Source organism: Gordoniibacillus kamchatkensis (genome assembly GCF_000829455.1).
Taxonomy (GTDB): domain Bacteria; phylum Bacillota; class Bacilli; order Paenibacillales; family NBRC-103111; genus Gordoniibacillus; species Gordoniibacillus kamchatkensis.
Genome location: NZ_JXAK01000021.1, coordinates 86,786 through 99,076, shown reverse-complemented (window position 1 = coordinate 99,076; position 12,291 = coordinate 86,786). Strand labels below are relative to the sequence as shown.

Below are 12,291 nucleotides of genomic sequence, written 5' to 3'. Positions count from 1 at the left end.
GTAATCTGCCGATACGTCCACTTCTCCTCCATATGAAGGCGAATAGCTTCTTTCTTCAATTCCTCTGGATACTTTTTAAACTTCTGACCCTTGACTGTCCAATAAAATGCACCCCTTAGAAATCATCGGATTAACCTAGGGGTTTTTCCAATGTCTATTCTAAGGGGTGCACTTCACGTCGACGGTCGCGCTTTTCTTTTTCGCGCAGGGCTTCGACTTGTTCCCGGCGAACGATTCTATCGCCCGGACGTAATTCAACGGTTATCGTTCCAAGCGCGTCAATGTCCCGCAAATCTTTCATTTTGCGATTACCCCCTTATTTATTGTCGTTTTCGGAGCCGCCCGCGTGACGTTTACAAGGCGCTTCCAGTAAACCAATTGGCGTAAGGGGTTCGTTAACAAGTAATGACTTTAATTTTTATATTTTTCTTTCTGTAATGCTTGTAATTCCTAAACGTTGCCTAACTGGTAAGTATCGGGGCGAAAACGAAAAGGGTCGCCCGTAAACGAATTAACGGGGGTGTAACGCTCTTGGAAAATGTGCGACTTAACGGGAAGACGTTGGTTGTCATTCGCGCAATATTAGGGCTAAGTCAAACCGACGTCGGAAACCTTATCGGGCTGACGCCAATGGCGATAAGTTTACTTGAAAACGGCGAAACGAAAGCCATGAGCGCCAAAAATACCGCGCGACTTATTGAAGCGCTGAACCTGACCCCGCGGGAGTTTGCGGCGGTTCAAACGGCAATTCGAACGGTCGAATCGAAGTTTAACCGGGGGGCGGTGGAATGATTGAACAATACGGAACGCCTTGGTTCCTTCGTCGAAAGACTTCGTTGAAGCGAATCCGGTCGAAACTGAAAATCGTTTCGCTAGGAATCGCAGCGGATTCGAAAGGCGACGAAGAACTTACGCGGGCGAAGTATCCCGAAGCGAACGTTATTTTACAAAGCGCCGAAGACCTTTTTCGGTTGGCGGAAGTCGTTGACGAAGGACTTGACGTTTTACTTACGAAGCTTGCCATTTACAAAGACGAAAGGGGGAACCGAAAGTGAAATTTTTCAAGGATTTATTTGCGTCGCGGGCGGCTTACGACGTTAAGGTTCAAGAACTGGAAGAACAACGTCGGAAACTGGAAGCGCAACTTGCTGAACTGGAACGTCAATTCGCGGTAGGAATCGAAAAGGACGCTCTTGGAATCGCGCCGTTTACTGACGAATTGAAAATTGAAAAGGAAACGAACCGAGTAAAGGCGGAAATCGCAAAGGTCGACCAAAAGATTGACATTGTTCGAAAGGGTAAAACGCAAGCCATGAAATCGCAAATTCCGTTACTTCGGGAGGCGTTGGAAGCCCAACGAAAAGAAGTCGACAATGAATGGGAAGACGCGCTTCAAGCGGTACAAAGGGCGAAGGCTGAATTGATTCTTTCGCTCATGGCGTTGGGAGACGTTGGAAAGAAGGGTCAAAACGTATTAGCGGAATATACCGCGCTTATGGCGGAAGCTGACCCGGATTCCCACGAAGCCAAAAAGGGAATGACCTATACAAACTACCGAAGCCGGGAATCGTTGAAATTCGATTTCGGCCCTTATACAACCGACTTCAAAGATATTCTTTCCGTTCCAGAGGAACCCGCCCGCAACGCTTACAACGGCAACGTTCCGGGTTGGGTAAGACACTATATGTCAACCGGAGAAATCGACTTTTCGAAATAACTACATTCACGCCGAAAAAAGGGGGAAGTTGAATATGAGCAATGCAAAATCATTCGAACAAATTCGGGACGAAAGCGCAAAGCAAGACGCCGAGATTAAAAGAACTCTTGACAAGCTTTCCGCAGGATACGCCGAAACGTCGGGGAAAGTCGTAAAAGAAGCCGAAGCGCGTCAAAAAGCACAAGTCGAATACATCCGCAGTAGAATAGAAGCCGGGGAAAGAGTTCCGGTTATGGATTTACTTTCGTATGGATACGCAAAAGTGGACGAAGAACGCGCAGAAAAGGAAGCCGCGACGACAACGACACTAACCGCCGAACAAATTGCGGGAAAAAGCGAATCTGACAAGAACGTTAACGCAGACAAAGGCGGCGTTAAATTCCAGTTTGAAGAAAGCGATAAGGCCGCTATTCAAGCATTACGTCAACAACTTGACGCGATTCTTGCAAAATATGAATCGTAATAAACGCGAAGGGCGTCGGGGACTTTCCCCGGCGTCTTTTTCGTATAATGGGGGTTAATTATGGCGCGACAATTTGACGAACGCGAACACCGCGAAACCTTGCGGCGTCTATTCGGTTGGGGGCTTCCTGACGACGGTAACGACGGTGAACCTTCCCTTCGTGAACTATCGTTTATGATGTTTGGATTCGACTTATTCAAGCGGTTCACCGATGTAAGGGAACGCATGGACTTCGTTGTTTCCGATGAAGCGGCGGAATTACGCGCATTGGTACAAGCGCAAGCGGCAAAGGAATACGAGGAACGTCGGGAACGCATGACGCCCGAAGAACGCCGCATTTACGACCTTGAAACGGAATTACTTTTGCTTCAACTGGAAGAAGTAAACCAGGAACTTGATAAATGTGGGGGGCGGTAATATTGACGCATTTCAACGAAACCGACCAACGTGTTATTGAAGAATTGTCCAATCAAAACGGGCGAACGTTTGAACAAATCGCCGAAGCCGTCGGCATTTCGGTTCGCCAATTACATCGGATAAGACAAAAACCCGCTGTAAAGGCCGAACTTAAACGTCTTTCGAACGAAAATTCGTCGGAAGTCGTTATTCTTGCCATGCCCGATATTGTGCGGGCGCTGACAAAGAAAGCGAAAAATGGCGACGTTAAGGCGGCTCAACTGCTTTTCCAAATGCAGGGGCTTCTAATTGACCGTAAGGAAATCACCGCAACAACGCAAACCGCGCCAAGCAGCTATGAGGACATGAGCAAAGACGAAATCGCCGCGCGGATGGCGGAGATTCAACGCCAGCTAGACGCAAGACCGAAGCGAATCGAAATCGCCCTTCCTTCGCCGCATAGCAACAAGGATTATGGGCTTAACTAACGGGGTGAAATAAATGTCAATGTTCGATATTGGCGCGGTATTCCCGCCTTATTCACATAGGCGGCGTATCCGACGATACCGGGAAAATAAGAAGCTGTTCCTTGGAGCGCATTACGACGTGTTCCAAAGCAACGACCGCCTTTCGCATTCTCAAAAAGAACTGCTTTACCTATCCGTCAACCTTCCGGGCATTATCGCCAAGAAGTCGGCGGATTTTTTATTTGGGGAAGTACCGACCTATTCGGCAGGGCGCGAAGACAACGCCCCGGAACAAAAAGCGCTTGAACGTTTGGTTTCAACGAACCACTTAAACACAATGGCGTATAAGTCGGCGCTCGGGAACGCATACCGCGGCGATTCCTTCGTTAAGATTCGTTGGGGGCAGAAATACAACGGGGCGCTTCCTTCTTCCGTTGACCCGTTCCGCGTCTTTATCGAAAACCAAAACGCTGAATATGTCTTCCCCGAAACAATGCCGGGGGACGCTACGCAAATCATGGTTTTCCATATCGCGATTCCGGTCGAAGTCAAGGACGACCGTGGGCGCCGGGATTGGATTATTTCCGTCGAAAGCCATTACCCCGGCTTCATCCAATACGCTCAATACCGTGCGAACGTTAAGGCGAACGAAACGGACGGGACGCCGACGGAATGGAAGATTTATGCCGAAATCGAAGAAGCACGGCGAACCGTCGAAACGGGCGTTCCTATGCCGCTTGTCGTTCATATTCCGAACTATACGACTGACGATAATTGGGAAGGAATCGACGACCTGACGGAACATAAATCCGTATTCGACGAAATCAATAACCGACTTTCGAAAATCGCCGATATTCTTGATAAACATGCTGACCCTGCGCTTGTCGTACCGTCTGGAACGCTTGCGGAAGACGAAAACGGAAACGCGACTTTCGTAACTGGGCGCGACAAGGTTTTCGAAGTTATGGGAAAAGACGACGTAACGCCTTCTTACGTGACTTGGAACGGGCAATTAACCGCGGCCTTCGAGGAATTGCGAACGTTGATTAAACTTCTTCTGATAAACGCCGAGATACCGGAAATTGCGCTTGGTTCTGGCGATTCTGGAACGTCCGGGTCGTCGGGGCTTGCGATAAAATTCCGTATGAATAGCCTTTTGGCGAAGATTAACCGCAAACGCCAATATTACGATAAAGGATTGAAGGAAGCGTTACTTATCGCGCAAATGCTTGAACACGCTCGAAGCGGAAGGAAGCCCGCCTATGACGAACCGAAAATTAACTTCAAAGACGGCTTACCTGACGACGACGCAGAACAGGCGAACATTTACGCAATTCGTACCGGAGGTAAGGCGACGGTATCGCGGAAAACGGCGCTTATGAAGCTTGACGGCTTGACGGAAGAACAGGCCGACGCCGAAATAAAGCGTATGGAAGACGAAGAAAAAGCCGCCGCGGAAATAGCGGCGAAGGTTGACGGTGTAAATCCGACGATATTCGAATAACGATGAACCCCCGACTGCTAACCGTTGAAATCGTAAACGGAAAGCGGCGGGGGCATTTTTTTTTTGCAAACGTCTCTATGCTTCTTCCATATCAATCAATTCGTGTATATGTATGTTCAGCGCCCTACATATGTCTTCAAGTGTGCTTATGTAAATCCTGTCGGTTGTTCCTCTGCATAATGCGTTTATGGTTCCGGGGCGCATATTAACCATTAGAGCTAATTGGCGTTGAGAAATTCCCCGTTCATCTAATATTTCCTGTAACCTTACTTTTATTTTCATTGTCCATTCTCCCGTTTGATATATGAATCAGTATACCATGATTGGATAATTTATCGTTGCGTGTTACGTTGTAACGTCATATAATGATTGTGTGACGCTGTAACGTAACAATAACGAAAGGGGTTTGACTTATGAGTGTTGAAATTAGTTTCCCTCCGGTCGAAACAACGCCAATCGTTGACCTTATCGTATGGTATACGCGAGAAGCTCGGCGGGCGTCCGAGTTACGCGCGGGGGCCGAACGAAGTACGCGCATTGAACAGCTTGTAACGTTCAAAACGGCTATGAACGCGAGAATACGGCACGAACGAGAAGAAGAACGAAAGGCGGGCGTAATGTGACAAATAAAATAAGCAAGCCAAGCAACGCAAGCAAGGTAAGCAGGGTTAGCATTATTGAAGAACTGTATAACGATAATCTTTACCCAAGTGCGCGAATTGTTTCGAAAGACCCTAATTATCGCGAAACAGGCGGAAAGATTAACGATTTAATGGCTGAATGGAAAGCGAAATTGACGCAAGAAGATTACGACAAGCTTGTGGAATTGTTGGACTATCATCATTCAATGCACGACATGGACACCGCGGCGTCATTTGCATACGGTTTTAAGCTCGGCGCGTCAATAATGCTCGAAGTGTTCGAAGGGCAAGGCGACCTTATTCGTCCTAGAAATGAATAAACGTCAATAGCGCGTCATACTGTTGGAATCCTCCGGGGTTCCTTTTTTGTTTCCGGAATCCTGCTTGCTTACGAATTGAAGGAATAACCTCGCCAGTTACCCAACGCTTAAACGTTCGGGCTTCGGGTTTGCGTGACGTTAGAATGATTGAATAAAGCTCGGATTCGTTAATAAGCCAAACTTCACGATTTTGACCTGATACGAATAATGTTCGGGTCAGCTTTTCGTCGTGGTCTAATCGCGAAACAGTTTTTGAAACGTCCCCTATTTCCAAAATGTCGCATACGTCTGTAGCAACGAACCAAGGTTCACCGTCCTTCATTACGACCCTTGGCTGATTTAAGTTTCCAATCAATCGGTGAAAACAAAAACAAGCGCCCCCACATGGCGCTTGTACGTCTTCACTTCTTAGTATGGGGATTGGGAATTTCCGAAAGGGGAATTTCATTCCCGGCGTTGCTTCCGCGCACAATATCGCGGGTGGGAGCCGGGTAAAACTGAATAATAATTATTATAAATGAAAAGGAAAAGCATTGGCAACGATATTTATTTACTCCGAACGAATTGCGTTACATTACCCAAACAACAAGACCCTTGCGGGTTATTTACTTCACAACCGCAACGACCAGCCTTGACATGTGATGAAATGCTATCAATTGCCGTTTTTCCGCTTTCTGTTAATCGTTGTCGTGTCCAGTTAAAACAATAGCAAACAGACGTATTTTCATTACTGTCTTTTTGAAAAACCGAAACTTTTATTTGCGCTGTATTGAAGAACTGGCCTACTTGGTCAAAATAGACAACTTCACACGTCGATGTTGAACAAAAACGATAATTGTTATTTGGATTTAACTGTTCAAGAGCAGTAGGAGTAAGCAAGCTTTTAAGCGTAATGATGCCTACTTGTTTCCCGCTGTTATTGCATGATGGACAAACAAAGGATTCCGAGATGTTATTGTGATTTGTTACGCAACAGTTTTCCATGTAGTGTACTTTCCTTTCCTTATTCATAATACTACTGTACAAAAGTTACTCACCATTGCAAGGAGTTTAAAAATCTAACTTTGTGGTTGTTCTAATGTAACGCTCGTCTGGAAAAAATGGTTATCAAGGCAGGTGTAAAGAATGAGTATGTTCCTAAACGTATTATTTGGATTTGTGTTGCCTTGGATAATCGGCGGCACTTATCTTTTGAAAAAAGGTCGAAAGATATTAATATTGATATTCCCTTTTTCCTCAATGCTTGCTTTTACAATAAATCAATTTGGTTTTCACTTCGGATTGTGGAGCTTAATGCCTAGAATGAACAAATCGTTCTCGGCCCTACCGTTCGATTTGGGGTTATATCCAATCCAAGCCTGTTTAATGATAATCGCTATTACAAATTTTCCACGTATACGTTGCAATCCATATTGGTTCATCGTAGCAAATGCGTTTCTAGTAACGTTTGCGGAATGGGTGTATTTGAAATTTGGTATGGTTGTATATGGGCATGGATGGAACATCATTGGAACATTTGTTTCCTATCTAGTCCCTTTAGTCTTGGTATACTTGTATTTTAATCTGATAAAGCAATACGTGAACTAATATTCGGTTTTAGATTGTGATTGCGTTGTATAAGGCTTCTTAACGACGTATTCGAACGTTGAACCGTCCTTATACTTCGCGGTTTGGGTTTCGCTGTATTTGGCGTCTTCGGCGCCCTTCGCTGGCGTTAGAAAATCAATTGTCGCAAAAGTAGCGCCGCCCCCGGCGATTATTAACGCGATTGACGCGCCGAGTATTTTCGTTTTAAGGTTCAATTCGTCACTCCTTCCCCTTATTAATTATTATCGTATTTTCTTTGAATCTTTTTCATATCGTGTAATAATAGCTTATCCACTTTATTATTGACATGGCACTCTAATGACATTAGAATCGAGATCTTGATGCACCTACGCTCGCTCAAGAAAACGCGCAAAGACGTGTCGCTGCACGACCCGATCGGAACCGATAAGGAAGGGAATGAAATAACGTTAATTGACATCCTCGGCTCGGAAGCCGACGATGTCGTGGATAAGGTACAGCTCAAGATCGAACGGTCGAAAATCTATAAGAACCTCGATATTCTTGATGAAAGGGAGCGGGAAGTCGTTGTTGGCCGCTTCGGGCTCGAGGCCGGCGGCGAGGAGCGGACGCAGCGGGAGATCGCGCGAGAGCTGGGGATCTCGCGAAGTTACGTGTCGCGGATCGAGAAGCGGGCGCTGATGAAGCTGTACCATGAGTTTTATAAGGCGAAACGGTGAGGAGGGGGAACCCCCTCTTCAGGCTGTCGAGAAAGTCTCGACAGCTTTCATTTTGTTCATTATATTTATCACGGCACCGCGTTAATGTGATATAATATAATATAAGTAACTCTAAACGTGCGGAAGGTGTCGTTATGTTACGTTCAAATCGGGATAAGCAGCAAAGTTACGAATTTGTCTCGCTCGAGGAATTGGTTTTTCAAGATCACATGCTACGCAAGGTCGACAAATACATGGATTTCTCGTTCATCGATGAAAAGGTTCGGCCGCTATACTGCGAAGATAACGACTGACCGGCGATTGATCCGATCCAATTGTTTAAGATGATCTTTCTTGGCTATCTCTACGGCATTCGATCCGAACGTCAACTCGAACGTGAAATTCAAACCAATCTCGCCTATCGTTGGTTTTTGGGACTTAGTCTCACCGACCGGGTACCCGACCATACTACGATTAGCTGGAACAGACGCAAGCGCTTCGCCGATACGACGATCTTCCAGGACATTTTCGATGAAATCGTATTGCAGGCCATCCAGCACCGAATGGTCGGCGGCCGCGTACTGATTTCGGACTCCACTCATGTAAAGGCTAATGCGAATAAACACAAATACACCAAAGAGTACGTATTGCAAAATACGAAGGAGTATATTGAGGAACTGAATGCAGCGGTAGACGCAGAACGGAAGGCACGCGGAAAAAAGAACTGAAACCAAGAGAGGACGTGATCGGGGAAAAAGAAATCAAGGTCAGCACAACGGATCCGGAGAGCGGTTATATGATTCGTGACGGCAAGCCAGAGGGCTTCTTTTATCTGGACCACCGTACGGTGGATATGAAGTACAACATTATTACCGATGTTCATGTCACTCCCGGAAATGTTCATGATTCGGTTCCGTATTTGTCCCGTTTGGATCGCCAGATGAAGCGATTTGGTTTTGAGGTAGAAGCGGTAGCCCTTGATTCGGGGTACCTAACAACGCCGATTTGTAAAGGTTTGCAGAAACGCAAGATTTTTGCTGTGATCGCACACCGAAGGTTCCATCCAACACAGGGACTGTTTCATAAGGGGCAATTTACCTATGATAGCGAGCGGAACGTTTACGTATGCCCTGCTAAGCACGAACTTGCTTACCGGACGACGGACCGGCATGGCTACCGGCAATATGCCTCCGATTCCAACCATTGCCGAACGTGTCCGATGCTCCATAAATGCACACGGTCGCAGAATAGCCGAAAGGTGCTCACTCGTCACATTTGGGAAGACAGCAAGGAACGAGTGCGTGAGAATCGGCTAAGCAAGTCTGGAAAAATGCTGTATCGCTAACGAAAAGAAACCATTGAGCGAAGCTTCGCGGATGCCAAAGAGCTCCACGGGTTTCGCTATTGCCGTTTGCGAGGATTACGGAACGTCAGCGAACAAGCGCTGATGACCGCAGCGGTACAGAACATGAAAAAGATTGCCCTCCACCTGTGGAGGCAAGAAAGAGGGGGTTAATCCCACCCCCGAGCTCAAATTTTGATACTTCTTGAAATAAAGAAGAAACCCCATCTTTAACAAAGACGGGGTTTCTCGACAATCTGGGGAAGGGCGGAAGCCCTTCCTGTTTGTTTTTACATATGTCTGTTAACAACAACACCGTCGAGGATTTCTCTTAGGAGTGACCCACAACCTTCTAAGATCAATCAAAAGCAGGTCAATGCAATGGCTCAAATTATTGTTACAGTAGCCGCCATATGGTCACAATCTTGTTTGTTTAGGTCACGATCTTGGTAGTTTGAAATCCCCCGAATTTTCTATGATAAGGTCATTGGATCGCCGCTAAACGCACAGCAGCCTTTCCACCAATACCAAACACAAGGATGGGGATCACTCGATGTCTACCAGGCACAAGAAAATGCTAATGCTTGCCATGTGTTCTGCAATTGCCGCAACAGGCTTGTCTGGATGCGGAGCGACGCAGAAAGATGCATCTAAGCCGGCAACGAACGCAGCAACTGAAAGCGCAAAACCGACTGAGAATTCGAAAGCGACGGATGATGCCAAAAAGAGCAATATGCCGCAGAAGCCGAACGAGCTCACGATTTGGCCTGACGATAATGCCGACAAGCTTGCCGTGTGAGTATGGCAGGAGATTTCCGTGATAGGCTCATTTTTATTTCTCCGAGAATGGGCGTGCACGGTTCTATTCCACCGATGATTTCGCTAATTTCTTTTTCATGACCGTTACGGACCATAATAAAAGAGGAATCCCGATACCACAAACGGGTACGAGGATATACATCCAATATATGGGGTAAATGCCGATGAAGGTTTGATTCGGAATCAGATAAGCAAGGATAAAAATTCCCGCTGCCCCTACCCAAATGGTTTTTCGCCAATTTTTTATGTTTAACCAAGCTGCCATTTCATAGCTGCCGATAAACAAATATAAAGCTAATTTGGCAAACACACCGAAAATCCAGACAAAAATAACGAAAACATCGATGTTTTGGATAAATTCCATGATATTGATGGATCTAACCATCATAAAAAAAGGAAATCTTAGCTTGGACGATACATCCGGCCCAAAAACAAGTATCGTCATGAAGGTCGCGATAAAAACCATAAGAGCGACCATGCCTACACCGAGCATGGATTGTGAAGGTGCATTTCGCGGATTGTTCATAAAAGATACGATTACCAATAACGTGAACGATTCTGCAAGATAAGAAGCCGGCATCAAAGATCCTTTAAAAATGGTTACCCATCCGGATTCGGAAAAGACAGGCAGCAAGTGATTCCATCTCAGATTGATTGCATTTAAAACGAAACTGAGAATAAGCGATAAATATAGAAACGGACCCGCTATTTCTGCAAATCGTCCGATACCCGTAATCCCTCCGCTATAGGTCAAATAAGTCGATAAACCTATGAGAAGTATCATGATGATGGATACGGGAGTCCTGTCGAGAAAAACGAGATGGATAAAATCCCCGAATGATCGCAGCAAGGCGGCAGGCAGCGTAATCCAGACAATGAAATACGGGAAGACAATGGCTCCGCCCAACCATTTGCCGAGCAGAGTTTTGCTAAATTGGACCAAGGTTTGGTTCGGGTGAAGAGTGCTCAAACGAGCATAAAAGAAAGATAAAGCCACAGCCGTAACGCCTGCAATCAGCATAGAAATCCAAGCATCTTGTTGGGATGTCTGAATCGCCGGCGTTATCGTTAGCCAGGTCCCCATTACGACTTCAATCGTAGCGACAATCCAAAAAATTTGCGCCCCTGACAGCTTCAAAAGTCCTGCCAACTCCTAAATCAAAATATACGAACTGAACTTGTATTACGGATTACGGGATCGCCTTAATTGACGAATTAGCTTGGCCCATATTTTTGCATTGCAGATTCACATGAACCGAAACATCAATATCAGGAAAGGTTTCGTTCCACTTACTTTTCAAAGTTTTCCACTGATGAGGATATTTCTGACGGACACTTTCATCGAATCCGAAAAAGTCTGTCTTGAGCTGTTTTTGAGCTTTTGCGATCAGTTGTTGGATAGAGGCATGAGCTGACTGATTCAGTGAGTCTTGAATGATTTGGAGATCCTTTGGTGTGGCGGGATTCAAGCTAGAATTGTTTTCGACAATGCTTCCTTTTCCGGTGAGACGGACATCAATTTGGATTTGTTGATCGAGCATCTTCACAATGATACGCCGATTTACCGATTCCAGGTGCAAGCTAACGTTTCCATTCCCTTGGTAGACGAAAGAAGTAATGGCAAGCTCGGCTTGCTTGTTCACAATCCAATTGGCATAGAACGATTCTTGAGTATTCAAGAATCCCGCTAATTTCAAGCCATGATGTTTGGTGAAAATCGCATTTCCAGTATAAAGATACGTGGGGGTTCTTGTCAGGCTAACCGCCGGCAGCATGATTGCTGATTTTTGACTTAACGCATCCGACAAAAAATCCCGGAAGTAATACTTTTTCAAACCTGAAGTTTCTTGTTTGTTCACTATTCCCGTGGAGGTAATGGGGTCAAAAATCGGCTCAAGGGAAAGAATATCTTTCGCGTCGGCATTCTTTACTACATACATCCTAGAGCGCATCTCCGATTTTGGATTACGAACAAACTCATCCAGCAAGTCGCCTATTCCTTGCTCGGCCATTCGTCGCCCGATAAGGATGACCTCGCGATGCCCGAGAAATATCTTTCGCGATACCTTGGTTTGTAAATTTTGGATGGCATCGTAAATGTTCTTTCCGGCAGAGCCTATGACAATGAAGTCCTTTTTCCCCCCGCCGCCGCCCTCCGGAGCCATTCCGATTCCCGCGGGAATTGCGATTTGAGCGCTAAATTCAAACTGCCCGTCTTTCGTTATATCCATCCCGGACGCGACATCGAATGCGAGTTGATCCGGTTCCTTAAGGTTCCAGCAACCGCTTGCGTTGGATACGATAAGGAGCAATACGAAGCATAGTTTGCCTGCTCTCATCATTGTAATCTGCCTCATT

At 45.9% G+C, this 12,291-nt stretch carries 18 protein-coding genes and 1 pseudogene; 12 read left to right on the top strand and 7 right to left on the bottom strand.

Annotated features, from left to right (window positions below; translation table 11 throughout):
• Nucleotides 1–154 precede the first annotated feature (154 nt).
• Nucleotides 155–301, bottom strand: a complete 147-nt coding sequence (locus tag SD70_RS36015; RefSeq protein WP_156158017.1) for a hypothetical protein — start codon at nucleotides 299–301, stop codon at nucleotides 155–157.
• A gap of 239 nt (nucleotides 302–540) precedes the next feature.
• On the opposite strand from SD70_RS36015, the gene SD70_RS13710 reads away from it, so the two are divergent.
• Genes SD70_RS13710 through SD70_RS13680 form a run of 7 tightly spaced genes read left to right on the top strand, consistent with a single transcriptional unit; the run spans nucleotide 541 to nucleotide 4,547 of the window.
• Nucleotides 541–792: a helix-turn-helix domain-containing protein gene (locus SD70_RS13710; RefSeq protein WP_231571210.1), complete on the top strand. Its 252-nt coding sequence runs from the start codon at nucleotides 541–543 to the stop codon at nucleotides 790–792.
• On the top strand, nucleotides 789–1,055 hold the full coding sequence (locus SD70_RS13705; RefSeq protein ID WP_041048106.1) for a hypothetical protein: 267 nt from the start codon (nucleotides 789–791) through the stop codon (nucleotides 1,053–1,055). Before SD70_RS13710 ends, SD70_RS13705 begins: the two co-directional genes overlap by 4 nt.
• Entirely contained in the window at nucleotides 1,052–1,717 is a 666-nt protein-coding gene (locus SD70_RS13700; RefSeq protein ID WP_041048105.1) for a hypothetical protein, read from the top strand. Before SD70_RS13705 ends, SD70_RS13700 begins: the two co-directional genes overlap by 4 nt.
• A gap of 34 nt (nucleotides 1,718–1,751) precedes the next feature.
• Nucleotides 1,752–2,180 (top strand): hypothetical protein, encoded by a 429-nt coding sequence (locus SD70_RS13695; protein WP_041048104.1) that lies wholly within the window; start codon nucleotides 1,752–1,754, stop codon nucleotides 2,178–2,180.
• 60 nt (nucleotides 2,181–2,240) lie between these two features.
• Entirely contained in the window at nucleotides 2,241–2,597 is a 357-nt protein-coding gene (locus tag SD70_RS13690) for a hypothetical protein (protein WP_041048103.1), read from the top strand.
• 2 nt (nucleotides 2,598–2,599) lie between these two features.
• The gene (locus tag SD70_RS13685) at nucleotides 2,600–3,064 is read left to right on the top strand and encodes a phBC6A51 family helix-turn-helix protein (protein WP_041048102.1); all 465 of its coding nucleotides are present in this window, start codon (nucleotides 2,600–2,602) and stop codon (nucleotides 3,062–3,064) included.
• A 13-nt stretch (nucleotides 3,065–3,077) separates the two neighbouring features.
• The gene (locus tag SD70_RS13680; RefSeq protein WP_041048101.1) at nucleotides 3,078–4,547 is read left to right on the top strand and encodes a phage portal protein; all 1,470 of its coding nucleotides are present in this window, start codon (nucleotides 3,078–3,080) and stop codon (nucleotides 4,545–4,547) included.
• A gap of 75 nt (nucleotides 4,548–4,622) precedes the next feature.
• Here the strand turns inward: SD70_RS13680 and SD70_RS13675 are convergent, their stop codons facing one another.
• Nucleotides 4,623–4,829 carry a helix-turn-helix domain-containing protein gene (locus tag SD70_RS13675; protein ID WP_041048100.1) on the bottom strand — a complete coding sequence of 69 codons (207 nt, stop codon included), beginning with the start codon at nucleotides 4,827–4,829 and terminating at the stop codon, nucleotides 4,623–4,625.
• A 337-nt stretch (nucleotides 4,830–5,166) separates the two neighbouring features.
• Here SD70_RS13675 and SD70_RS13665 point away from each other — a divergent pair, with 337 nt between their 5' ends.
• Nucleotides 5,167–5,508, top strand: coding sequence for a DUF6809 family protein (locus tag SD70_RS13665; RefSeq protein ID WP_052487409.1), 342 nt, complete (start codon nucleotides 5,167–5,169; stop codon nucleotides 5,506–5,508).
• On the opposite strand, the gene SD70_RS34865 is transcribed toward SD70_RS13665, so the two are convergent.
• Both SD70_RS34865 and SD70_RS36925 read right to left on the bottom strand, forming a co-directional pair.
• On the bottom strand, nucleotides 5,495–5,830 hold the full coding sequence (locus SD70_RS34865; RefSeq protein ID WP_197081035.1) for a BRO-N domain-containing protein: 336 nt from the start codon (nucleotides 5,828–5,830) through the stop codon (nucleotides 5,495–5,497). The genes SD70_RS13665 and SD70_RS34865 overlap by 14 nt on opposite strands.
• A gap of 224 nt (nucleotides 5,831–6,054) precedes the next feature.
• Nucleotides 6,055–6,492 carry a putative iron-sulfur cluster-binding metallochaperone gene (locus SD70_RS36925; RefSeq protein ID WP_082053339.1) on the bottom strand — a complete coding sequence of 146 codons (438 nt, stop codon included), beginning with the start codon at nucleotides 6,490–6,492 and terminating at the stop codon, nucleotides 6,055–6,057.
• Between the two features lie 141 nt (nucleotides 6,493–6,633).
• On the opposite strand from SD70_RS36925, the gene SD70_RS40355 reads away from it, so the two are divergent.
• Nucleotides 6,634–7,095 (top strand): CBO0543 family protein, encoded by a 462-nt coding sequence (locus tag SD70_RS40355; RefSeq protein WP_052487408.1) that lies wholly within the window; start codon nucleotides 6,634–6,636, stop codon nucleotides 7,093–7,095.
• On the opposite strand, the gene SD70_RS13650 is transcribed toward SD70_RS40355, so the two are convergent.
• A complete protein-coding gene (locus tag SD70_RS13650; RefSeq protein ID WP_041048098.1) occupies nucleotides 7,092–7,310 on the bottom strand; it encodes a hypothetical protein in 219 nt (72 codons plus the stop codon). The genes SD70_RS40355 and SD70_RS13650 overlap by 4 nt on opposite strands.
• A gap of 54 nt (nucleotides 7,311–7,364) precedes the next feature.
• Between SD70_RS13650 and SD70_RS13645 the strand changes: the two genes are divergently transcribed.
• The 3 genes and pseudogenes from SD70_RS13645 (at nucleotide 7,365) to SD70_RS13630 (ending at nucleotide 9,913) form a co-directional block, all read left to right on the top strand.
• Nucleotides 7,365–7,793 (top strand): sigma-70 family RNA polymerase sigma factor, encoded by a 429-nt coding sequence (locus SD70_RS13645; RefSeq protein ID WP_394297970.1) that lies wholly within the window; start codon nucleotides 7,365–7,367, stop codon nucleotides 7,791–7,793.
• 134 nt (nucleotides 7,794–7,927) lie between these two features.
• A pseudogene (locus SD70_RS34855) lies at nucleotides 7,928–9,288 on the top strand (IS1182 family transposase).
• A 379-nt stretch (nucleotides 9,289–9,667) separates the two neighbouring features.
• Nucleotides 9,668–9,913: a hypothetical protein gene (locus SD70_RS13630; protein ID WP_041048097.1), complete on the top strand. Its 246-nt coding sequence runs from the start codon at nucleotides 9,668–9,670 to the stop codon at nucleotides 9,911–9,913.
• A gap of 63 nt (nucleotides 9,914–9,976) precedes the next feature.
• On the opposite strand, the gene SD70_RS13625 is transcribed toward SD70_RS13630, so the two are convergent.
• Together SD70_RS13625 and SD70_RS13620 are read right to left on the bottom strand one after the other, a co-directional pair.
• The gene (locus SD70_RS13625) at nucleotides 9,977–11,071 is read right to left on the bottom strand and encodes a GerAB/ArcD/ProY family transporter (RefSeq protein ID WP_041048096.1); all 1,095 of its coding nucleotides are present in this window, start codon (nucleotides 11,069–11,071) and stop codon (nucleotides 9,977–9,979) included.
• Nucleotides 11,072–11,123: 52 nt separating this feature from the next.
• Complete coding sequence (locus SD70_RS13620) at nucleotides 11,124–12,275, bottom strand: Ger(x)C family spore germination protein (RefSeq protein ID WP_041048095.1); 1,152 nt, start codon at nucleotides 12,273–12,275, stop codon at nucleotides 11,124–11,126.
• Nucleotides 12,276–12,291 lie beyond the last annotated feature (16 nt).